The sequence below is a fragment of the Bartonella harrusi genome (assembly GCF_024297065.1).
GTDB classification, from domain to species: domain Bacteria; phylum Pseudomonadota; class Alphaproteobacteria; order Rhizobiales; family Rhizobiaceae; genus Bartonella; species Bartonella harrusi.
The window spans coordinates 361,501-385,229 of the sequence record NZ_CP101114.1; the positions used below are offsets into that span (position 1 = coordinate 361,501).

The following is a 23,729-nucleotide window of genomic DNA, read 5'->3' on the forward strand; positions in this document are numbered from 1 at the left end:
GTCATTATTGCGTTGTGCACGCAACCCTCTAGCTAGTACTTCATTGGTAAGGCTTTTTAAAACGCTGGTTGTAATTATCTGTGTGTTTTTAAAGAGAACGTTAGCACCGATGTATCGCGTGCAGTACCAATTTTTCCACTATATTTGATATGGTAAGCAGCTTATAATAGTCTCAAGGTCTCTTTTACCTTGATAGGATTTGTGGCATTCTTTAAAAATGAAGTTGATAGAGTTTTTTCATAACGTTCATGTATGGGGTAATACCTAATAGTGAGGCTTGAATGTTTTTTTGAGTTGGTGTGTTATGGCTGTAAAAAATGGTAAACAAATAAAAAATAAGGCTTCTAAACCTGTTTCTGGTTTTCTCAAAAATTTACGTGGTGTAGACAATTGGAATCAAGTTTCGCAGTGGCTTGCTTCTCGTAATGTCGAAGATATTGAATGTATTACACCTGATCAAGCAGGTGTACCGCGTGGCAAGATGATGCTTTCTAAAAAATTTACCTCAGAAACATCATTGGCATTGCCTTCAGCTGTTTTTGTTGCAACAATTTCAGGAGATTATCCTGAAGATGGTCATGGTTTTGAATATCCTAAAACAGATGGGGACCTGCGTCTTGAGCCTGATCTTTCTACGTTGAGCATTGTACCATGGGAAGAAGCTCCTACCGCACAAGTGATTTGTGATCTTGTCTATCAAAATGGGCAGGTTGTAGATTATACGCCACGAAATGTTTTGCGAACAGTGCTTAATCTTTATAAGGAAATGGGTTTAAAGCCGGTTGTTTCACCAGAAATTGAGTTTTATTTAGTACAGAAAAATCCTGATCCTGATTATCCTTTAGTTCCTCCAGTTGGCCGTTCTGGCCGTTCAATTGGTGGGGGGCAGGGGTATTCGATTGCGGGTGTCAATGAATTTGATGAGTTCATTGATGATATTTATCATTTTTCAGAAGCGCAGGGGCTGGAAATTGATACGCTCATTCATGAAGAAGGAGCTGGTCAGTTTGAAATTAATTTACGTCATGGTGATCCGATTGAATTAGCTGATCAAGTCTTTATGTTTAAACGCACAATTCGTGAAGCAGCACTTAAGCATGATATGTATGCCACTTTTATGGCCAAGCCTATTCAAGGGCAACCAGGTTCTGCTATGCATATTCACCAATCGGTTGTTGATAAAAAGACAGGTATGAATATTTTTACACAAGAAGATGGTGAGGAAAGTGTTTTTTTTCGTCATTTTATTGGTGGATTACAAAAACATATGGCGGGGGGACTTGTAATGCTTGCACCTTATGTGAACTCTTATCGGCGTCTCATGCCTGATGTTTCCGCACCTGTTAATTTGCGATGGGGGTATGATAATCGTACCACAGCTTTTCGTGTCCCTCGCTCTGCTCCACAGGGACGGCGCGTTGAGAATAGACTTCCTTCATCAGATGCTAATCCTTATTTAGCTCTTGCAGTCTCTTTGGCTTGCGGTCTTATTGGATTACAGCAAAAGCTTGAACCTGATGAACCAACAACAAGTAATGTGAATGCTGATAGCATTGAATTACCACGTGGTCTCATTGAGGCAGTTAATTTATTTGAACAAAATACGGCAATACGTGCCATTCTAGGAGATGTATTTGTCAGTACCTATGCTGCAATCAAACGACAAGAGTTTGAAACTTTTATGGAAGTCATCAGTCCGTGGGAGCGCGAATATCTCTTGCTTAATGTTTGAGGTTTATCACGATGATTGATTATAATCCGATTTCTCCAGGAATTTCTTGGTATGAGGATACTTTAGAGGAGCGTCCCTCTTATCCGTTTTTTGACGGTCAGATACAGTGTGATGTGGTTATTATCGGAGGTGGGTTTACTGGGCTTTCAGCGGCCTATCATTTGGCTAAGGCTGGAGTGCATGTTGCTTTGTTTGAAGCTTCACGGTTTGGTGATGGTGCTTCAGGGCGCAATGGTGGGCAGTTGGGAACTGGGCTAAGACAATGGGTAGAATCATTAGAGAAAAAATATGGTTTTGAGCGAAGTAAGACATTATTTGATTTAGCTGAAGAAGCCAAAAGAGATGTTCTATCTTGGTGTGCAATATCCGATTGTCAGTGTGATTTTATGGCAGGGCATCTCTCTGTTACCCATAAAAAACGCGAATTAGCATCTTATCAACGGCATATTGAAGTGATGCAGCGTTATGGCTATTCCGGTCTCACTTTTATGGACAGGGATGAAACAATTAAACGACTTGGTTCTTCTTTTTACCATGGTGGTATTTATGATGCGGAGACTGGTCATATCAATCCTTTAAAGCTCGTTATTGGGTTGGCCAAAAACGCCAAAAATGCTGGTGCTACACTTTATGAGAAGACACAAGTAACTGCGATAGAGCGCAATGGTAGCCATTATAGAGTGATAACAGAACGGGGGAATATAAGGACTGAGCATGTTTTATTAGCAACGAATGCGTATAAACTTGGGCTTCAGCATTTTGTTGAGAAAAATATTTTCTCTATTCGCTCTTATATTGGAGCAACAGAACCTTTATCAAAAGAGTGCCCTATTCTTCAGGGGGGCGAATCGGTAGATGATTCTCGCTTTATGATTCGTTATTTTCGCAAAACTACTGATAATCGCTTATTATTCGGTGGGGTAGAAAGTTACGATAGTCAATATCCTGCAAATTTAGATAAACGCATAAGACGGCAGATTTTTGAAATTTATCCTCATTTACACTCTCTAAATCTAACCCATCATTGGGGGGCAACGGTTGCTATCACGGTTGAACGTATGCCTTATGTTCGTCAACTTTTTCATGGGATCACTTATTGTGGTGGTTATTCGGGGCATGGGGTTATACTTGCTCCTTTTATAGGAAAATTATATTCTGAATGGTTAACAGGTAAACGTGAGCGTTTTGCATTTTTTCAAGATTTAAAGATTTCACCTTTTCCAGGTGGAAAAATTTTACGTTACCCGCTGGTGTTTTTAGCAATGCACTGGTTTTCTTTGATGGATCATTTTTAACTGAGCACTGTTTGAAATAACGAAAATTAATAGCTTATTTAATATCTATCTGTTTTAATGATTGGAATTTCTATAAATTTTAAAAACTGTTATATGAACAAGGAAGAGAGACAAGTTCATGGTGAGTAAAATTATTCCAGTCTCTCCCTTTGACTGTATTGTTTTTGGCGGCAATGGCGATTTAACATCACGCAAGCTTATACCTGCTCTTTACCATTGTCAGTGTGTTGGGCAATTGAGTGATCCGACGCGTATTATTGGGGTTTCACGCTCTTCATTAAGTCGTGAAGAATATCAAAATTTTGTTTGTGCTGCCCTAGAGAAACATGTTCAACCAAAAGATCTCAACCAAATTGAAGTGGACCGTTTTCTTGAACGCTTAACCTATGTTTCTGTTGATATTACATCAAATCGGGGATGGAAAGATCTTTCTCTTGTTCTGTCAAAAGATCCTGCTGATATTCGGGCCTTTTATTTAGCGGTTGGTTCACCACTTTTTGGTGATATTGCTGTGAGATTAGGGCAAAATGATTTAATAACGCAGCAAACACGGATCATTATTGAAAAACCTATTGGTCGTGATGCAAAAACAGCAGCTGAACTCAATGATATTTTTGCAAGAGTATTTGATGAAGATCAAATCTTTCGTATTGATCATTATCTTGGCAAGGAGACAGTGCAAAATTTAATGGCCTTGCGGTTTGTGAATACACTTTATGAACCGTTATGGAATTCCAATTATATTGACCATGTTCAAATAACGGTTGCTGAATCGTTAGGATTGGAAAGGCGTGCAGAATATTACGAAAGTGCAGGTGCGCTACGCGATATGGTCCAAAACCATATGCTACAATTGCTCTGTTTGGTTGCTATGGAAATACCCTTTACCAATAGGGCAAATGCTGTACGTGATGAAAAACTGAAAGTTTTGCATTCTTTAACGCCTCTTGATGTTCATAATGTAGGGCAATATACTGTACGTGGGCAATATCTTTCTGGTCTCTTAAATGGTCTCTCTGTAAGATCTTATTGTGATGATTTGGGAAAAAAAGTCAGTGAGAGCGAAACATTTGTGGCGCTGAAGGTTAAGATTAATAATTGGCGTTGGGCAGATACACCTTTTTATTTACGAACAGGTAAGCGCATGTCCACGCGGATGTCTGAAATTGTTATAGTTTTTAAATCCATCCCGCATAATATTTTTGAAGCGAATGCAGATGAGATTTTTTCTAACCGGCTTGTTATTCGTCTCCAGCCTGATGAGGGGGTCAAGCAATGGTTGATGATTAAAGATCCAGATCCCAGTGGTATGCGATTTCGTCATATTCCATTGGACATGCGTTTTGCATCTGCGTTTTCTCAGCGTAATCCTGATGCATATGAACGCCTCTTAATGGATGTGATTCGTGGAGATCAAACTCTGTTTATGCGTCGTGATGAAGTTGAGGCGGCTTGGCGTTGGATTGATCCTATTCTTGAGGGATGGCAAGCAATAAAGCAGCCGATTCATGGATATAGAGCTGGTTCATGGGGGCCATCTGCTTCAACATTTTTGATGGAACGTGATGGGCGTATATGGAACAATTTAGTTTAGAGCAATAAGTGTGTATAGAATGAATATTGATCGTTTAAATTTTGAAACACCCACGGATTTAGCGTTAGCATTGGCTGATCGTGTTGCAGCAGAGCTTAGTATTGCTGTTCTTGAACGCAAACGCGCGATTTTAGCAGTCTCTGGTGGTAAAACACCGGAACTATTTTTTCATTATTTATCAAAAGCTGATATTGATTGGCAAAATATTATCATCACGTTAGTCGATGAACGCTTTGTTCCCACGCATGATGAGCGTTCAAATGAACATATGGTACGCTGTCATTTGCTACAAAACTTTGCTTCTAAAGCACATTTTGTAGGACTTTATCATAAAGCAATTACTGTTGAACTTGCTGCTTTTTCGGCTGCTAGTCGTATTAATACTTTGCCTAGACCCTTTGATGTTATTGTTTTAGGAATGGGAAGTGATGGGCATACAGCGTCCTTTTTTTCTGATGCCGATCGTTTGAGGCAAGCGCTTGATCTTCACACTCAGGCACTTGTTTTACCACTTCATGCAAAAAGTGCTCTGGAGCCAAGACTTACACTGACTTTGCCAGTCATCATGCAATCTCGTTGCATACTTCTTCATTTTGAAGGCTTTCAGAAACGCGATTGTTTTGAAGTCGTTTGTCAAGAGGGCTCTGAAATGGAAATGCCTGTTCGTGCGGTTTTACGCAATGCGCATCACCTTGTTCAGGTTTATTGGTCTCCGGGTGAAAATGAAATAAGTGAAGCGGAAACATGATACAAAGAGAAATGATACGCAATTTCTGCGTTAAAAGTGGGAAGCGTAAATGAAAGGGGGAAATAAAGATGGCATTTTCCAAGACAATTGCTACGGTTACACGAAGGATTTATGAACGTTCTCTTCCAACGCGAGATATTTATTTAGATCGTATTGCTCAGGCGCAAGAAAAGCGTCCTAAGAGAAGTTTTTTGGGATGTGCTAATCAAGCGCACGGTTTTGCGGCTTGTGGTCAAAGAGACAAAGAGCGTTTGAAGCATAATATTGTTGGCAATATTGGTATTATTACTGCGTATAATGATATGCTTTCAGCACATCAACCTTTTGAATCTTTTCCTCACTTAATTAAAGAGGCTGCTCGTATGTTTGGTGGTGTAGCACAAGTCGCAGGTGGTGTTCCTGCGATGTGTGATGGTATAACACAAGGAAATACGGGGATGGAGCTTTCTCTTTTTTCACGTGATGTCATTGCAATGGCGACGGCTATAAGTTTATCACATGATATGTTTGATGCGGCTCTGTATCTTGGGGTGTGCGATAAGATCGTACCTGGTTTAGTGATTGGAGCGCTAACATTTGGTCATTTACCAGGAATTTTTGTTCCAGCAGGTCCCATGACAAGTGGTCAAGGCAATGATGAAAAAGCAAAGATACGCCAGCTTTATGCAGAAAATAAGATAGATCGTCAAACATTACTAGAATCAGAAGCTCGGTCTTATCATGGACCTGGCACATGTACATTTTATGGGACTGCTAACTCAAATCAGGCGATACTGGAGATGATGGGGCTCCATATGCCGGGAAGCTCTTTCATCAATGCCAATACACCGTTGCGTGATGCTTTAACACGAGAAGCTACGCAGCGCGTACTTGAAATGACCGCACTTGGCAATAGTTATAAACCACTTGGTATGATAGTCGATGAGCGTTCTTTCGTAAATGCTATTGTAGGATTAAATGCGACAGGAGGGTCTACCAATCATGCTATTCATTTAATTGCTATGGCTGCTGCTTGTGGTATTCAATTAACATGGCGTGATATTGCAGAAGTTTCATCAGTGGTGCCTCTTTTAGTACGAATCTATCCTAATGGTTTGGCTGATATAAATCATTTTCATGCTGCTGGTGGAATGGGATTTGTTATTCGAGAACTCATTGAGGCAGGGTTAGTGCATGAAGATGTTTGTACAGTTTTTGGTAAAGATCTCAATGCTTATGCAATCGAAGCAAAGCTTGGCACTGATGGTAGTGTGGTGCGTGAGCCTGCTCTCAATGAAAGTGGGAATGATAAGATATTGGTGGGGTGGAAAAAACCGTTTCAAGCTGATGGCGGTATTCGCCTTTTATCGGGAGATTTAGGCACAGCGATTATTAAAGTATCCTCTGTTCGATCTGAGCATTGGCGCATTGAAGCTCCCGTCTTTGTCTTTAATGATCAAGAGAGACTACAAGAGGCTTTTAAATCTGGTGCATTAAATGACAAAGACTTTATCGCTGTTATTCGCTATCAAGGACCAAAAGCAAATGGGATGCCAGAGCTTCATAAATTAACGACAATTTTAGGTCTTTTACAAGATCGAGGCCAAAAGGTCGCATTGGTAACGGATGGACGTATGTCAGGTGCATCAGGAAAAATTCCTGCTGCAATTCATGTAACACCAGAAGCGTTGGATAATGGTCCCATTGCGCGTTTGCAAGATGGCGATATCGTTTGTCTTGATGCTCATGTGGGTAAATTAACTATTTTGCAAGATTTATCAAAATTTAATGCACGAACAATCATCTCTCCTGACCTTTCAAAAAATGAATATGGTGTTGGGCGTGAGCTTTTTCATCTTTTTCGCCAATCAGTTAATCGTGCAGATCAAGGGGCATCTGCCCTTATGGCGTGAGTAAAATGATATTTTTATAGTGAAGATACACCAAACTTCTTAGAATTTTGGTACAGGAAGATTATGAGCTCGAGCGGCAGCTTTAAGCGTATTAACCATGAGCATGGCAATCGTCATAGGTCCAACCCCTCCTGGAACAGGTGTGATTGCGGCAGCCTTGCCTTTTACTTCTTCAAAATCGACATCACCAACAAGGCGCGTTTTATTTTCACCTTTTTCGGGAGCCGCAATGCGATTAATACCAACATCAATAATAATCGCACCATTTTTAACCCAATCTTTTTTAACCATTTGTGGGCGACCTACCGCTGCTACTAAAATATCGGCACTACGACATACATCATCAAGATCACGGGTACGGCTGTGAGCAATTGTCACAGTAGCATTGGCTGCTGTTAAAAGAGAGGCCATAGGTTTTCCAACAATATTAGAGCGCCCAATGACAACAGCATCAAGACCAGATAAATCCTGTCCACATTGTTGTTCAATCATCATCATGGCACCAGCTGGTGTACAGGGAATGATAGCATCTTCAAGGTCATTAGCGGCAAGTTTTCCTACATTGATATAATGAAAGCCATCAACATCTTTTTGGAACGCAATGGCTTGTGTTATACGATTTGTATTAATATGAGGCGGCAAGGGAAGTTGTACTAAAATACCGTGGATTTTAGGATTAGAATTTAAGACAGCTATGCGTTGGAGGAGTTCTTGTTCTTGCGTTTCTTTTGAAACCATATGTTTGATTGAAAAAAAACCACATTCTTCGGCTTTTTTACTTTTCGATGCAACATACACCTGGCTTGCAGGGTCATCTCCGACAATGACAACAGCGATACCAGGTTGTATATTATAATTGTTGCGGAGTTTTTCTGTTTCAGCTTTCACTTTTACAATAATCTCTTCAGCAAGCTTTTTTCCATCGATAATATTATTCATTGAGAGAGATCCTTTCGGTAGAGAGCTGTTTCTTTTGTAAAGCATTTGCTGACAATACAATAGTGTTTAATAGCAATATTCATATGAGAGTGGTAAAAATAGTTTGATAATATTACGTATTTTATAATTTTTGAAAGTCTTAAAGATAATTGTTTTGTTAGGAAGCAGCAATATTGCTGTTCCAATAAACTTTGGATAAGAACAAGAATAATGAAATTATTAAATGAGATATAACGGATTTTAGAATGATAAGAATTTTTTAACGATCATTTAAGTTTGCTTTTAATCTGTTATAGGGGCGAAAATATAGAGGAATATTGTGCGCGCCAGAATAATAAAATTTTTGATCGGTTTTTTTGTTGCAATTATTTTTTTGTTTGGAACTGGTATTCTCATTTTACCTTATCTTGTGTCAACAGATACGATTCGCATTCGTTTGTCACAAGAGTTGAGTGCGTGGACGGGTTATAATGTGCAATTACGTGATCCACCACGGTTGAATCTTTTTCCTTACCCTAAAGCGTTTCTTTCCGGTGTTACTTTAACAGCAAAAATGAATAATGTTGCTCCATTGATGGAAGCAGAATCAATAGAAGTTGATCTTTCCTTGGTAGAACTTCTTTGGGGACATGTTTCCTTTTCAGAGACGCGAATTGTGCGCCCCCAATTCGTTATGGAAAAGCCTATTAAAACAGTTGTGGATTTTTTTGATAGATTTTCGCGGTCACAAGGTGCATTAGGATTAGCGATACGCAATGCTCGTGAAATATTGAAGCATAATCCTGATCATCCAGATATAGAGCATCTTTTAAAGCAACCTTTTGGACGGATTGTAATCGAAAATGGCATATTCGTTTATCATGATAGCATTTCTGGTGTACCAGAAAAAATAACAGGATTAAATGCAACTTTAGACTGGCCCGAATCGACGCAGGAAGTACAGTTTCACGCAGATGCGCGTTGGCGCGGAGAGTTTACAAAATTATCAATTGATGCCGATCAAGCATTATTGCTTTTAGCAGGAGGGAAAAGCAAAGTTAAGGCAAGTCTCAATTCTGTACGTGGTGGTATAACTTTTATAGGGCAGGTACGATTATCTGAATATTACATTTTTGATGGAAAAGTATCGATGCGTTCTCCAGGGTGGAACCAAACATTAGTATGGATTGGAGGCAATCAATTTTGGGGATATGGATTAAACGCACCTATTGTATGGGAGTCTCATTTTTTAGCGCAGCCAATGCACATTCAAATGAATAATGTTACCTTTACAATGGGAACAGCAAATGCACGTGGTGCTTTAGAAGTTGATTTTCAGGACGATGTACCAATTGTTATTGGATCTTTAGCATTTGATAACCTAGACTTTAACATTTTTGGATCTATGTCTTCTTCAGTTAAAGAGCAGAACGCCTTGCTTGATACGACAGTTTTTGATCGTATTGGGGTGGATCTCCGGCTTTCTTCGCCACAAGCAAAAGTAGGAAATATTGCGTTTACGAATTTAGCTGCTGCTATGCAAATAAGAAAAGGGCATGGCATTTTTGATCTTGGACATGCAAATGTTTTTGGTGGATCTCTTCAAAGCAATATTGAAATTGTATCGGATGATAAAAAAGTTCAACTTGAAGGACGTGCTTCTGGAACTTCCATTGATATAAAAACTGCTTCAGAAGCTTTGGGAATAACGCCCTTTGCACAGAGTAAAGCAAACTTTACCATGACGGTACGAACACTTGCCAATTCTTGGTCAGAAATTTTTGCGAAAATGCAGGGTGAATTAACACTGAAACTGTCTTCTGGTCGATTATTAGGATATGATTTGAATGATTTACAGATAAGGCTTTCAGAAAAGGAACAATTTCCTTTAACAAAGAGCGATGTTCTTGCAACAACTTTTGCTTTCTGGAATATTCAAACAATTTTTTCAAATGCTACAATAAAGATAACAGAATCACTGATGCATACGGCAGACTGGAATTTATCCATCTGGGGAATAATTCCTTCTGCTATTATGCAAGATCAACAGAATGGATTTACATTACAAGCACAATTGCGAAAAAGCCATAGCTCAGAAACGCTCTGTAGAGATATCCAATGCCTTACGAACAGTCTTATGCGGCCCTTTACTTTTTCTTTGAGCTCTAATGGACAGGAAGGTGGTAATTTTTGGGTAAAGAAAAATATCGATACAGATTGATCATTATTTTCATTTTGCATTGGCAAGAATTTTAGAAAATAGCTAAAAAATTATCATCTTTTTATGAAATTTTAAGAGTAAACGAGCCATTGCTTATTGAAGCTCAGCAGAAATTCCGTAGCCATCTTTGGTGATTGTATGTTTCCCATCTGCTCCAACAGAGCCAATTCCTACAGTAATAAGAATAAAAGCCAAAAGGGCAGTAATAGTAATAATTGTTGCTTTTTTAGCAGACATACTTTTTCTCCATTCATGCAATCAATGACTGAATGCAATGCTAAATAGTGTATTTTTATAAAATTGTAGAGAGTAGAATCAATTAGTATTCCATTTGTTCCCGCTCTTATCTCATAAAGATAAAAAACTCCATAATTCTTTATATGTGATAGTTCTATAGATATATTTTTTTCTTTTTGTTATATATTTTTCCCGATCATTATAGTTAGATTTGGCACAATTTTTAATGCGTATAAATTATAAACTGAAAAGATTATTTATTCGTCAGCCACTTATTTTGAATGAAGAAATAAAGATAGAGGGAGCGCAAGCTTCTTATCTCATACATGTTTTGCGGATGAAAGAAGGAGCCGAAATTTTACTTTTTAATGGACAGGATGGCGAGTGGCTTGCTAAACTCATCGTTGTTAAGAAAAAAAGTGTTGTGGTTCAGCTTCTCCATCAAGAAAGATTACAAACGACGCATTCGAATTGCATTTATTGCTTTGCTCCACTCAAAAATGCACGTTTGGATTATATGGTTCAGAAAGCTGTTGAAATGGGGGTATCGGTTTTGCAACCTGTTATGACGCATCACACACAGGTTACACGTATCAATATGGCGCGTATGGAAGCGAATATTATTGAAGCTTCTGAACAGTGTGGTATTTTATCTTTGCCTAAATGCGTCTCTCCTGTTTTGTTAACAGAATTTTTAGCAGGTTGGGATGAGACTCATCCTTTATTCTTTTGCGATGAAGCACACAAATCACATAATCCATTATATTTTTTAAAAAAGTATAAAACGATTACAACGTTTGGTATTCTCATTGGACCAGAAGGTGGGTTTAGTGAAGAAGAACGGAACTTATTAAAAAAGTGTCCTTTTGTGATTCCGATATCTTTAGGACCGCGTATTTTGCGCGCTGACACCGCTGCTGTTGCTGCTTTGGCTCTTCTTAATGCTAGTGTGGGGGATTGGTCAATTCATTGAGAAGTTTGTAAAATCATTCTAATCAGCTTATTTAAAATGATAGAACTCATGATAGGATAAAATAAGTTATGGCGCTTGATATAACTGATGAAAGTGAAATTTATAACTTAGATTCCCTGGTTAGCTATTTCCAGGGGGGGTGTAAAGCAGAAAATGATTGGCGTATTGGTACAGAACATGAAAAATTTCCATTCTATAGAGATGGTTTCCGTCCTGTTCCATATAATGGTACAAGAGGAATCCGTGCACTTCTAGAAGGAATGCAAGAAGTTTTAGGATGGACACCCATTTTAGATGAGGGAAATATTATAGGACTCGTAGGGTCGGTTAATCAAGGTGCCATTTCTTTAGAACCTGGGGGGCAGTTTGAATTATCTGGTGCACCGTTGGAAACAATTGGTCATACTTATTGCGAGGTTATGGAGCATTTAACGCTTCTCAAGAAGATTTCAGAGCCATTGGGTATTGGTTTTCTCGGTATGGGTGCGAGCCCAAAATGGACATTAGCTGAAACGCCGCGGATGCCCAAGTCACGTTATCAAATTATGACCGATTATATGCCGAAAGTTGGCACAAGTGGCCTTGATATGATGTATCGCACATCAACCGTTCAGGTTAATCTTGATTTTTCTTCTGAAAGTGATATGCGGCGAAAAATGCAAGTGTCAATAAAATTACAATCCATTGCAACAGCATTATTTGCTAGTTCACCTTTTACAGAGGGGAGTCCGAATGGTTTTTTATCTTGGCGCTCTGAAATTTGGTGCGATACTGATAATCAGAGGTCCGGAGTTCTCCCCTTTGTATTTTCTGAGCGTTTTGGTTTTGCAGATTATGTTGAATGGGCACTTGATGTACCAATGTATTTTGTCGTGCGTGATGGCCGTTACTATGATTGTACACATATAACTTTTCGTCAGTTTATGAAGGGGGCATTAAAGGGAAAAGTTGCAAATTCAATACCCAATATGGGAGATTGGATTAATCATCTATCAACTTTGTTTCCCGAAGTACGCTTAAAACGATTTTTAGAAATGAGGGGTGCTGATTGTGGTTCTTGGCAGCATATTTGTGCGTTGTCTGCTTTTTGGGTTGGGATTCTTTATGACAGTGAAGCACTGAATGAAGCAGAAGCTTTAACAAAAGATTGGTGTTTTGAAGAAGTTTTAGATATGCGTAACCGTGTTCCTAAAGAAGGGTTAAGGACACCTTTTCGTCGCACCATGATTTTAGAAATCGCTCGTCAAGTCGTTGCTATTTCGCGCAAGGGGTTAAAAAATCGCAGACAGTGTGATGCTGACGGTCTAGACGAAACAAATTTTCTGGTTCCCTTAGAAGAGGTAATTGCGTTGGGTCAAACAGATGCGGATAGGTTGTTATCTCTGTATCATTCTATTTGGAATGGAGCTGTGGAACCTGTATTTTTAGAATGCGCCTATTAAATTTTTAAACAAAAAATACCACTTTTCATTTTCGAATAAGTGCGTATGGTTTTTGCTGCTCATTTACAAAATTTCTTTAGAGAGCTATCTTATTTCCCATCATAATCTCTTGATACTCTTTATGAAGGGGATAATGCAATCCAGCACCATACTCTTTACCAGCCCCCAAGGTTGCAATAGCCCTTGCATTTAAACGATTCATGAAAGGCATTTTTATTTCTTTCCTAAAGGTTTTTCATCCACACCATAATCCCATTTGTGATGTGCAAGGCGAGGGTTTGACCCAACATAAACAGGTTTGAAATGAGAGAATCTTAGGATATTCCATTCAAAATGCAATAAAATAAATTATCATTATAAATCAATTTGTTATTTGCGTACTTATCAGTGCGTTTATCTTTATTTATGCAAGAAAAAAGATCAATATCATCATGATTTTCATAATTTAAGTGATATTCATTTTACATTAAGAGGATTTATGAGAAGAACATTTGTTTTTTTTAAATGGTTTTACATATGCCCATTCTGCTTGTGATGCACGCACAAACACTCTTTGTTGTTTACGAGAGATATTATACTGTTTTCATTTTTTTAATGGTAATGACATTTGCTCTTATTCCTCCTTTCATATCCGTGATATGGTATATCTGTATAGCAAGAGCGTAAACAGGAGCTATCTTTTAAAAATGCGTTATAGAATGATGGGTTATTATTTCTCTTACATTTTTACTTTGCTCATTTTGGTTAACGCCAATGGGAAAATCTTATTTTCTGATGTATTCAAACATCGAGTTGTGAAAATTTTTTAAGTTTTTACGAGGGAAAAATTCCTTCTAAATTATTCCAATTGGTTTCGTATTTGATTATATTAACTTGAAAAAGTTTAAGTTTTATTTGTTCACTTTAGCTCTGATATTTCTTTATTTTCTTGCCAAAAATCGGCAATTCGTCCATAAAAAGAAAGTTGTTACACTGATGTATGAAAATATCTAATTTGGAATGATCACTTTGTAATTCTACTAAGTTATCCGCAAAACTGCTTGGTGCTCTATTTTGTAGAGGGAACAGGCTTTATTTTTCTCTTGAGAGTTTTTAATATACTCTTCAGTTGGCTTTGCCTTCTTGTTGCGCTCTGGTTTTTGTGGTTTTTAGATACATATAACAAATAATAAATCTTATGGTATGGATTTAGATTTTCTATTTAAGTGTATTCAAAGCAGATGCATATATGAAGATAAAGCTTTAATATTATTAAACTCTGTATCCTTTCGCATTTTAGCATGATGTTATAAATTTGAAAAATTTTCGTATTTATGTTTTTTTGGTTTAGAAGAGCTATTTTGTAATAGTCAATAAAAAAGAAGTCTTTATCAAAAAACCTGGAAGATTTTGTAAAGATCATTTTAATAAGATAAAACGTCTTAAAAAGAAACGGTGATCAAAGCGTTTGAGGATGTCGGGAATAAAATTGGCAAAAATCGTTTAATTGGCTGTCGTATTTTTAGAAAAACAAGCTATGCAATTATTTTAGCATTCTATTTATTATTTTTGCAAGGATTCTATGACTCAAAAGAGCAAAACAGAACGCCATTGGGTTGCACATTCACGGGCTTTTTTAAAGAGATATTTCTTAAAGCATCCCAGCCCATTTCACGACGGCGCCTGTGAATGGTATAACAATAAAGCCATTGAACATCACCATCTTTACGGTTATGAAGGCGCAAGCCGCCCCATCACACTATTTGCCAGCCCTCAATGTTGCGCAGCCCTTGGTATTTAGACGATTCATAAAAGGCGTTTTTACCCCTTTCTTTAGAGTTTTTACCCACACACCAGCTTCGCTTATGACGTACAAATAAATGATAATGATTGATTCAAAATAAGAGAATCTTACAATATTCGGGAGACACATTCAACGTGCAAAACGATGAATTATTGTTATAAATTAAAGCGTTATAGTAAGAAAGAGTGCTTGCGTTATTCAAATGATAATGCATATTGAAATTGTTTTTTGTGATTGAAATTCAATGGCAGCATGTTGATATTTTGATTCCTTATTAGAAATATTTCTCTTGAGAATAAGATTTTATAAATAATTGGAAAATGAACGCATCATTTAATTTTTTATTTCCTTTAAATCGCTATTAATAGACAAAAAATTCTCTCCTAGCCTATAAATTAAAAATAATGATTTTGTAAAAGCGTTGTAAGATTTATATTTTATATTCAAATAGCATACATTGATTTTGAGCTATACGTATTATTCAATCTCAAGCATAACAATAGTGAGCATAAACAATGGCATTTAATTTTTTCATCAATTTATTTCTATTTGTTATTCTCTTGTTATCGATTGCTCAAAGTAACAGAATGAAATGGAGCCTTTCATTACGTGTTATGCTGGGGCTTATTCTTGGCATGGTTTTTGGAAGTGCTTTACAGATTATTTATGGAGAAGGTGAAGCCACTTTGTTGAAATCCGTTGAGTGGTTTAACATTGTTGGTAATGGCTATATCTTATTGCTACAAATGATTGTTATGCCATTGATTTTTGTCTCTATCGTTTCAGCCGTTGCTCAGTTGCATTCTGTCTATGCTGTTGGAAAAATGAGTATAATGACCATTTCAATATTGCTTTTCACAACGGCTCTTTCAGCGTTGGTCGGCATTTTTGTGGTTAATTTCTTTGGATTAACAGCGAATGGTTTGTTACATGAAGGGCAAGATATTTCTGCTCTTTTGGGAGAACGTATTTCGCAACTTGGAGATATGAATATTCCGAAGATGATTTTATCCTTGATTCCTAAAAATCCATTTGCTGAATTAAGCGGAGCCAAGCGTACATCAATTATCAGTATCGTTATTTTTGCATCCTTTTTGGGAGCTGCGGTTCTTCTTTTAAAGAAAGATGATTCAGAAAAAGGGGAACAAGCGCTTTTATTTATTCAAGTAGCACAAGCGTGGGTTACGCGGTTAGTCCGTATAGTAATTTCTTTGACACCTTATGGTATTTTTGCGCTTATGACGAAGGTCGGAGCGACTTCACGCGTTACGGACATTTTAGATTTATTGATTTTTATTATAGCTTCCTATGTTAGTATTATTTTTATGTTTGGAATTCATAGTGTGTTGCTTGTCATATCAGGAATTAATCCATTTCGTTTTTTCAAAAAGGTTTTGCCTGTCTTGACATTTGCTTTTAGCAGCCGTTCAAGTGCGGCAAGTATTCCTTTAAATATTGAGGCGCAAACGCAATGGATTGGTGTTCCGCAATCAATTGCGAGTTTTGCGGCTTCTTTTGGAGCAACGATTGGGCAAAATGGTTGTGCAGGTATTTATCCAGCGATGCTTGCAACCATGATAGCACCCTCTGTGGGGATTAATCCCCTTGATCCTACTTGGGTTGCTACTCTTGTTGGTGTTGTAACGTTGAGTTCTATTGGTGTTGCGGGTGTTGGTGGTGGTGCTATTTTTGCTGCATTGATCGTATTGCCAATAATGGGGCTACCTGTTTCTTTGGTTGCTGTACTTATGTCTATCGAACCCTTAATTGATATGGGGCGTACAGCTCTCAATGTAAGTGATTCAATGTTGGCTGGAACGATGACGAGTCAAATGTTACGGGTAACGGATAAAAACATCTTTGAAAAATAATTGTCATGTAAAATCTAAGGTTTCGGAGACTTTTTCCCTAAAACATCTGCAAGAGATATTTGTGCCGAACCAGGCTGGATAGGCTTTTGCTGATTTGGGTGAGGACTCCAGCCAGAGAGCCAGATGAAAGAAAACTGCGCGCGAATGCGTCCATCGGGATCACTAAATCGTTGTGCATAAATTTCAGCTGCGCGAAGAAAAAAGCGTTTAGATACAGGCCTTCGTGAGCGATTGATAAGCGCATTTTGCATTCCCATCGCTTTAAGATCATGCATAAGATCAAACATTGTATTGTAGCGTATAGTAATATTTTCAATATCTGCAACAGGGAGTGCAAAACCAACACGCTGTAAAAGAGCACCGACCTCACGAATATCGGCAAAAGGATAAATTCGAGGACTTGCGCCGCCATAGATTTCAATTTCAGCTTGGAGGAGACATTCACGTAATTCTACGAGTGTGCCAGCTCCAACCATAACAGCTAGGAATAAGCCGTCTTGTTTTAAAATATTTTTGATCTGGCTCAAAACACCAGGGGTATCATTGGTCAATTGTAATGAAAGAATTGAAACGATAAGGTCACAATAGTTTTGGGGAAAGTTTAGAAATTCTCGAGGACGCAAATGAAACTTTTTGTCACGACTTTGATAAAGTATATCGGTTTCAACGCGTTCTACGGAATGAACTTTTTTAGAGTACAGTAAAGTTTGCGCTACCAGATCTGTATGGCTGTGTAAATCTAGCGCTAATAGAAAGAAACGATCAACAGTACTGAGACGTTTATAAAGATCCTCGGCCATGTAGGACAATAAAAAGTCACATCCTTCTTTTGCTTTTTTGAAAGCACGTTTTCGGAATTGCTCAATACGATCATGATCAAAAATTAAAGGATGCGACATATTGTTAAAGACTTTCACTCTATTATTAAAAGTATATTTTACAAAGGTTCATTTTGCGCAAGATCTGTCAAGCTTATGAAGTGAAAGAAAAACAAATTTATAAAAAGTAAGAGTTTTTAAAGGAATTAAAATTAAAAAAGAGAAAAGATTTTTTCATACAGGGAAGCTGTAAAAGCCTGAATTAATAATGTTATGCTTTCAAGGAACGGCTTTAAATAGCGGAAATATATTAAGCAAGTTGATTGAATGCTTGCTAACAATTTTGTATCCGCCGATTTGTCCTGGATGTAAGCGAAGCGTTTCTGCTTATGGTACGATTTGCTCTGAGTGTTGGAAAGGTCTTCAGTTTATCACAAAACCTTATTGTCCTGTTATGGGAATTCCTTTTGTTTGTGATATGGGGGAAGGTTTTCTCAGTGGTGAAGCTCTCAAAAGTCCTCTTCCTTTTTCGCGTGTTCGCTCGGCTATTGTTCATAAAGGAGTAGCGCAGGCGTTGGTAACGCGATTGAAATATAGTGATCATATAGAATTAGCGTCTTTTATGGCCAATTGGATGATATCTGCTGGGCGCGAGATTATTAATGATTGTGATGTTATTATTTCCATTCCCTTGCATTTTCGTCGTTTTTTGAAACGACGTTATAATCAATCTGCAGAGCTTGCTCGTTATATTGCAATGGCGCAGAAAAAAGTTTTTAAGCCCGGCTGGCTTGTCCGTTGTCGACATACCCGTCCGCAGGTGAATTTATCTGCGAGAGAGCGAAAAATAAATGTATTGAATGCTTTTGAGGTGCCACATAAAGTTAAAAAATATTTAAAGGGACGTTCTATTTTGTTGATTGATGATGTTTTCACAACAGGCGCGACTGTTACAGCAGCGGCTGTAACATTAAAACGCGCAGGTGCACGACAGGTTGATGTGTTAACATTTTCGCGTGTCCTAAAAGAAGCCTCTATACTTCCTAGTTCTTGAAAGAAACTTAAAATTAACTTAGAAAAAAACATGGGAGAATAACTATGAAACAGATAACAATTTATACACGTCCTAACTGTCCTTACTGCACGAGGGCACGTGATTTGCTTGATAGAAAAGGAGTAAAATATACAGATATTGATGCTTCAACATCTCTTCGCGAAGAAATGGTACAGCGAGCAAATGGGCGCAACACATTTCCACAAATCTTTATAGGTGATTATCATGTCGGTGGTTGTGATGACCTTTACGCCTTAGAAGATGAAGGAAAGCTCAATTCTTTGTTACAAGAGATGTAGGAATGATAAATTATTTTACCTAAGACTTTTGTGCAAGAAGCATATAGTTAACGTCCATGTTTTTTGATCGATTCCAGCTGTCGTTTAATGGATTGTAAATAATACCAATTTTATCGATAACAGTAAGAGAATTTTTTGATAAAAGATTATTAAGTTCCTGAGGCTTTAGGAACTTTTTATAGTCATGGGTTCCTTTCGGAAGCCAATGTAAAATATATTCAGCACCTATAATCGCTAGTCCCCATGCTTTCCATGTACGATTGAGTGTTGAAACAAACATCAGCCCTTGTGGCTTAAGCATTTTTGCTGTAGCTGCCATAAAGAGGTTAACATCAGCGACATGCTCAACAACCTCCATATTAAGGATGATATCAAATTTCTCTCCTTGATTGGCTAATGTTTCTGCAGTCGTGGTACGGTAGTCAATAGAAAGGCCACTTTGGGTTGCGTGGATTTTTGCAACTTCAATGTTGGTTTGTGCCGCATCAGCTCCTACGACCATAGCACCAAGACGTGCCATTGGTTCACATAACAAACCACCTCCACAGCCAATATCAAGAATTCTCAAATTTTCAAAGGGCATAAATGAAACAGGATCACGATGAAATTCTAAACAGATTTTTTCTCTAATGTAAGCAAGACGTGTTGGATTGAACTGATGAAGTGGACGAAACTTTCCTTGTGGATTCCACCATTCCGCAGAAATACGTGAAAAATGATCAATTTCATTTTGATCGATGGTGGTATGCATTTCATTCTTTATCATGTCGTTCTCTTTTTCCTTTTTCATGATCAAGTCAAATAGATTTTATTATAAAGTCAAGAGAAAATAACATAAACATAACTGAACTTGCACAAATGATAGATATTCTATATGTGAAAAGATGGTTTGTTGATACGAGAGTAAGTTCTTATTTTTACAGTCGTTTGGGATAAGAAATATAAAGGTAAGAGTGTTATTGATGGCGCGGATTGTCATGAAATTTGGCGGAACATCTGTAGCAGACATTGAATGTATTCACAATGTTGCACGGCATGTTAAAAGAGAAGTAGATGCTGGTAATGAGGTTGCCGTTGTTGTATCCGCGATGGCTGGAAAAACCAATGAGCTTGTTCAATGGACATGTGATGCTTCACCAAGACATAAAGATGCTTTTGAATATGATGTCGTTGTTGCTTCTGGTGAGCAGGTAACAGCAGGTTTGTTGGCTCTTGCACTCCAAGAAATGGGCATCAATGCGCGTTCATGGCTTGGTTGGCAAATCCCTATTCATACGGATAGCGCACATAGTCGTGCACGCATTACAGATATTGATGGTTCTTTTTTGATAGAACGTTTTCAGAAAGGTCAGGTAGCTGTTATTGCGGGTTTTCAAGGGCTAGCTCCGGATAATCGGATTTCTACTTTAGGGCGTGGCGGATCAGATACGAGCGCTGTTGCTATAGCGGCAGCTATACAAGCGGATCGCTGTGATATTTATACAGATGTGGATGGCGTTTATACAACCGATCCACGAATAGAACCTAAGGCACGTCGTTTACCAAAAGTTGCTTTTGAAGAAATGTTAGAAATGGCTTCTCTTGGGGCAAAAGTTTTACAGGTTCGTTCTGTTGAATTGGCAATGGTTCATAAAGTTCGTACCTTTGTGCGTTCAAGTTTTGAGGATCCTGATGCATTAGGCATGGGGGATTCAATAAATTCTTCTGGAACACTGATTTGCGATGAGGATGAAATTGTGGAACAACAAAATGTTACTGGTATTGCTTTTGCTAAGGATGAAGCACAAGTCTCTCTCCGTAGACTTTCAGATCGCCCAGGGATCTCCGCAGCAATTTTTGGACCTTTAGCCGAAGCGCGCATTAATGTCGATATGATTGTACAAAATATTTCTGAAGATGGTTCAAAAACCGATATGACTTTTACTGTACCGTCAGCAGATGTAGAGAAGGCGGTCGCCCTTCTTAAGAAAAACCATAAAGAAATTGGATTCGATGTTATCCAATTTGAAAGCGATCTTGCCAAGGTATCTGTTATTGGTATTGGCATGCGCAGCCATGCAGGTGTTGCGGCTACAGCATTTCATGCTTTGGCTGAAAAAGGTATTAATATTCAAGCAATTACAACTTCAGAGATTAAGATTTCTATTTTAATTGACAGTGCTTATACTGAGCTTGCAGTGAGAACACTACATGCTGTTTATGGGCTTGATAAGGGCTAAACATTCTTTAGCTTTAAAAAGATTTCTCAGTAATCTGAAGTATTCATGTATGAAGAGAGTTCTAGGTTTCTCCCTAACTGTTTAGGAGGAGAGAGTTGTTTCTCGTTCAAATAAGCGCATAGGAATTTTTGTGCATGTTGAGATCAGTGATAGAATCATCAGACTTGATTTTATAAGATTATTGATGAAATTACGCAAAATGGAGTTGATGAGATATTCTCCATTGGGATTTTGTTTTTCTCCATAATGATGATCAACGCTTATCAGGGTATGAAGATGATGTCCGTTTTATGAAGTGGATCATGTTTTTTGTCTTTATGTTTGCTATCGATTTTGCCCGCCTTATGGATGCGCTCGATAATATTCACGCATTTCAAAAGATCGATAAGCAAAAGTTAGACACTTCAAAAAGAACTCTTGATTTACAATAATTGAAAGAAATGTTAGAAAATCCTATTCCCATACATTTATTTATGCATTCCGAATCTTAAAAAAGAATATAAAAATCAATAAGCTATATGTATAAAAAAGAAGGTTATTATTCATCGATGAGAGTGAATAAAAATTTAGAGTGAAGGTTTATGCCATAATGACTCGTAAAAAGTATCTTCAATTTAGGAAAAACACAAAAGCCTTCTTTTTCCTTAAATATATCAACTTAAGGTTTTTGGTTTGTTTTCTCTTTAGCCTTAGAGACGAAGCCATTTACATCAAATAGAATAAATTTTTTTGATAATTTCCAATAAACCAAGCGATGCGCATTTTGTTATAAAAACCATAGATTGCACAGTTATAGGAATAATGCGTTGAGATATTTGAAATCTATCTCGTTTTCTACAAAGGTTTGCAATCAACCATCTATTTTGTATTTTTTTGTAGATTATCTCGACAGATATCATCCTTTTTCATTAATTCGTTAAGCTTTCAATGTTGGAAATGAGATAAAGACGCATTCCTGTTATGAAAATCACAGGTCATTTTTTATGAAATTTTTTGAGAGAGTTTACCAGTAAAGTGAAAGAATTTCCAAAGAGGATAAGATTTCTCTTTTGTTTAGTGGTAGAGCAGTAAAGTAAGGGAGAACTTTTCTCCTTATACGTTTCCACGGTTATACTAAATCAAAACCGCTTAAAGTTATGATAAACAGCACTGTTCTTTGAATGATTAAGAACTACGAAGATTCTTTTTATTGCGCTTGATGTAAATAACTCCATATCCAAGGCCAACAAGAGCAGATAAACCAGATCCACAAAGGACACCAATTTTTGCGGAATCAAGTAAGGTAATCTCTTTAAAAGCAAGCATTGAAACAAAGATAGACATTGTAAAGCCAATTCCTGCCAAAAATCCAATGAGCAAAACACCTGCCCAACTCATTTGGGGAGGCAGGCGACATAGTCCTGTTTTTACTGCTAAATAACTAGCAATAATAATCCCCAAAGGTTTACCTAAAAAGAGACCAATAACAACGCCGAAGACGATCAAGAATGATTCATAAGAAGAAAGGTCAAAATTTTCAAAACTAACACCAGCATTTGCAAAGGCAAAAATTGGCATAACACCATACGCAACCCATGGATGTAATATTTTCTGCACACGTATTACTGGTGCAATCATATCGCGTTGCCCTTTGCGCATTTTTTTCAATGCAGTTGAGATATGATGCAAATCTGTTTTGACATTTTTTTCTTGAAGAATTTGCATCGCGTTGCTTAGCATGGTGAGTGGTGCTACTAAAGTTCTGGTAGGAAAAACGGGAGTCATCATACCTAAGATTACACCAGCAAGTGAGGGGTGAACACCTGTTATCATTAAGCCCCACCAGATGATTGCACCAGGCAGAACATAAAGCCATGCTGAAGCAAGACCAATCCATTGAAAAAATAACACTAAAGCAATCCCTGCTGAGGCAATAATCAGTCCACTAGGATCAATATTTGTAGAATAGAAGAAAGCAATAATGAGAACAGCAATAATATCATCAATAATTGCTAGAGATAAGAGAATAATATGAAGGTTAGAAGGAATATTTTTTCCAAGAAGAGCTAGAATGCCTAGAGCAAAGGCAATATCTGTTGCTGTTGGTACAGCCCAACCATGTGTATGCCCCCCATTAAAGTTAAAAATGAGATAAATAATTGCAGGGAGACAAACACCACCTATTGCGGCAACAATTGGCAAAATTGCTTGTTTCAAATCAGCGAGAGCACCTTCATGAATTTCACGCCGAATTTCCATTCCTGCAACAAGAAAGAAAATAGTCATGAGAGCATCATTAACCCAGAAATGCAAATCCCATGAGAGGGTAAAATGGCCGAAGTTGAAGCCAAAAGGAGTATGCCAGAAAGATTCATAGAGAGAAGCATATTGAGAATTAGCAAAAACGAGTGCAGCAGCGGCAGCTAATAAAAGAACCACACCGCTGAGAGCTTCAATATGGAGAAAACGCTCAAGGGCTGAAAGTGCTTGATTTGTGACACGAGAAGCACGATTAGGCAAGCGATTTGAAGATAAATCAGACATGAACAACTCCAAATATCGACAATTTTTAAATATAATTTTTTTATGTAAACTAAGCTATAGAATGTTGCTTTTATCATAGAAAAGAAAAAAAAGGAATAAAGTTCTTAACT

Annotated in this window: 20 protein-coding genes; 14 read left to right on the forward strand and 6 right to left on the reverse strand. The window is 37.7% G+C overall.

The annotated features are described in order from the left end of the window. Window positions 1–304 precede the first annotated feature (304 nt). The 5 genes from NMK50_RS01690 to edd all read left to right on the forward strand — a co-directional run bounded on the left by NMK50_RS01690 (window position 305) and on the right by edd (window position 7,261). Window positions 305–1,732, forward strand: coding sequence for a glutamine synthetase family protein (locus NMK50_RS01690; RefSeq protein ID WP_254770621.1), 1,428 nt, complete (start codon window positions 305–307; stop codon window positions 1,730–1,732). A gap of 11 nt (window positions 1,733–1,743) precedes the next feature. Next, window positions 1,744–3,027 (forward strand): NAD(P)/FAD-dependent oxidoreductase, encoded by a 1,284-nt coding sequence (locus NMK50_RS01695; RefSeq protein ID WP_254770622.1) that lies wholly within the window; start codon window positions 1,744–1,746, stop codon window positions 3,025–3,027. A 118-nt stretch (window positions 3,028–3,145) separates the two neighbouring features. Then, on the forward strand, window positions 3,146–4,621 hold the full coding sequence (gene zwf / locus NMK50_RS01700; RefSeq protein WP_254770623.1) for a glucose-6-phosphate dehydrogenase: 1,476 nt from the start codon (window positions 3,146–3,148) through the stop codon (window positions 4,619–4,621). Between the two features lie 10 nt (window positions 4,622–4,631). Next, entirely contained in the window at window positions 4,632–5,369 is a 738-nt protein-coding gene (gene pgl / locus NMK50_RS01705; protein WP_254770624.1) for a 6-phosphogluconolactonase, read from the forward strand. A 68-nt stretch (window positions 5,370–5,437) separates the two neighbouring features. Beyond that, a complete protein-coding gene (gene edd / locus NMK50_RS01710) occupies window positions 5,438–7,261 on the forward strand; it encodes a phosphogluconate dehydratase (protein WP_254770625.1) in 1,824 nt (607 codons plus the stop codon). 39 nt (window positions 7,262–7,300) lie between these two features. Here the strand turns inward: edd and folD are convergent, their stop codons facing one another. Further along, window positions 7,301–8,200, reverse strand: a complete 900-nt coding sequence (folD, locus tag NMK50_RS01715) for a bifunctional methylenetetrahydrofolate dehydrogenase/methenyltetrahydrofolate cyclohydrolase FolD (RefSeq protein WP_254770626.1) — start codon at window positions 8,198–8,200, stop codon at window positions 7,301–7,303. A gap of 319 nt (window positions 8,201–8,519) precedes the next feature. On the opposite strand from folD, the gene NMK50_RS01720 reads away from it, so the two are divergent. Further along, complete coding sequence (locus tag NMK50_RS01720) at window positions 8,520–10,400, forward strand: AsmA family protein (protein ID WP_254770627.1); 1,881 nt, start codon at window positions 8,520–8,522, stop codon at window positions 10,398–10,400. 93 nt (window positions 10,401–10,493) lie between these two features. Here NMK50_RS01720 and NMK50_RS01725 read toward each other — a convergent pair whose 3' ends face one another. Continuing rightward, window positions 10,494–10,637, reverse strand: coding sequence for a hypothetical protein (locus tag NMK50_RS01725; RefSeq protein WP_254770628.1), 144 nt, complete (start codon window positions 10,635–10,637; stop codon window positions 10,494–10,496). A 226-nt stretch (window positions 10,638–10,863) separates the two neighbouring features. Between NMK50_RS01725 and NMK50_RS01730 the strand changes: the two genes are divergently transcribed. Together NMK50_RS01730 and NMK50_RS01735 are read left to right on the forward strand one after the other, a co-directional pair. Then, window positions 10,864–11,610: a 16S rRNA (uracil(1498)-N(3))-methyltransferase gene (locus tag NMK50_RS01730; protein WP_254770629.1), complete on the forward strand. Its 747-nt coding sequence runs from the start codon at window positions 10,864–10,866 to the stop codon at window positions 11,608–11,610. A gap of 68 nt (window positions 11,611–11,678) precedes the next feature. Next, window positions 11,679–13,052, forward strand: coding sequence for a glutamate--cysteine ligase (locus tag NMK50_RS01735; protein WP_254770630.1), 1,374 nt, complete (start codon window positions 11,679–11,681; stop codon window positions 13,050–13,052). Between the two features lie 76 nt (window positions 13,053–13,128). Here NMK50_RS01735 and NMK50_RS10415 read toward each other — a convergent pair whose 3' ends face one another. Further along, window positions 13,129–13,254: a hypothetical protein gene (locus NMK50_RS10415; protein ID WP_256481480.1), complete on the reverse strand. Its 126-nt coding sequence runs from the start codon at window positions 13,252–13,254 to the stop codon at window positions 13,129–13,131. A 1,359-nt stretch (window positions 13,255–14,613) separates the two neighbouring features. Between NMK50_RS10415 and NMK50_RS01740 the strand changes: the two genes are divergently transcribed. After that, window positions 14,614–14,832, forward strand: a complete 219-nt coding sequence (locus NMK50_RS01740) for a hypothetical protein (RefSeq protein ID WP_254770631.1) — start codon at window positions 14,614–14,616, stop codon at window positions 14,830–14,832. 518 nt (window positions 14,833–15,350) lie between these two features. Then, complete coding sequence (locus NMK50_RS01745; protein ID WP_254770632.1) at window positions 15,351–16,706, forward strand: L-cystine transporter; 1,356 nt, start codon at window positions 15,351–15,353, stop codon at window positions 16,704–16,706. A gap of 14 nt (window positions 16,707–16,720) precedes the next feature. On the opposite strand, the gene NMK50_RS01750 is transcribed toward NMK50_RS01745, so the two are convergent. After that, window positions 16,721–17,605, reverse strand: coding sequence for a methyltransferase domain-containing protein (locus tag NMK50_RS01750; RefSeq protein ID WP_254770633.1), 885 nt, complete (start codon window positions 17,603–17,605; stop codon window positions 16,721–16,723). 187 nt (window positions 17,606–17,792) lie between these two features. Here NMK50_RS01750 and NMK50_RS01755 point away from each other — a divergent pair, with 187 nt between their 5' ends. Together NMK50_RS01755 and grxC are read left to right on the forward strand one after the other, a co-directional pair. Then, window positions 17,793–18,578, forward strand: a complete 786-nt coding sequence (locus NMK50_RS01755) for a ComF family protein (RefSeq protein WP_254770634.1) — start codon at window positions 17,793–17,795, stop codon at window positions 18,576–18,578. Window positions 18,579–18,622: 44 nt separating this feature from the next. Further along, window positions 18,623–18,877, forward strand: coding sequence for a glutaredoxin 3 (grxC, locus tag NMK50_RS01760; protein WP_254770635.1), 255 nt, complete (start codon window positions 18,623–18,625; stop codon window positions 18,875–18,877). Window positions 18,878–18,896: 19 nt separating this feature from the next. Here the strand turns inward: grxC and ubiG are convergent, their stop codons facing one another. Then, complete coding sequence (gene ubiG / locus NMK50_RS01765; RefSeq protein WP_254771151.1) at window positions 18,897–19,640, reverse strand: bifunctional 2-polyprenyl-6-hydroxyphenol methylase/3-demethylubiquinol 3-O-methyltransferase UbiG; 744 nt, start codon at window positions 19,638–19,640, stop codon at window positions 18,897–18,899. A 199-nt stretch (window positions 19,641–19,839) separates the two neighbouring features. On the opposite strand from ubiG, the gene NMK50_RS01770 reads away from it, so the two are divergent. Beyond that, window positions 19,840–21,096 (forward strand): aspartate kinase, encoded by a 1,257-nt coding sequence (locus NMK50_RS01770; RefSeq protein WP_254770636.1) that lies wholly within the window; start codon window positions 19,840–19,842, stop codon window positions 21,094–21,096. A 302-nt stretch (window positions 21,097–21,398) separates the two neighbouring features. After that, the gene (locus NMK50_RS01775) at window positions 21,399–21,527 is read left to right on the forward strand and encodes a hypothetical protein (protein WP_374112190.1); all 129 of its coding nucleotides are present in this window, start codon (window positions 21,399–21,401) and stop codon (window positions 21,525–21,527) included. A gap of 733 nt (window positions 21,528–22,260) precedes the next feature. Here NMK50_RS01775 and nhaA read toward each other — a convergent pair. Beyond that, window positions 22,261–23,619, reverse strand: a complete 1,359-nt coding sequence (gene nhaA / locus NMK50_RS01780) for a Na+/H+ antiporter NhaA (RefSeq protein WP_254770637.1) — start codon at window positions 23,617–23,619, stop codon at window positions 22,261–22,263. Window positions 23,620–23,729: the final 110 nt, after the last annotated feature.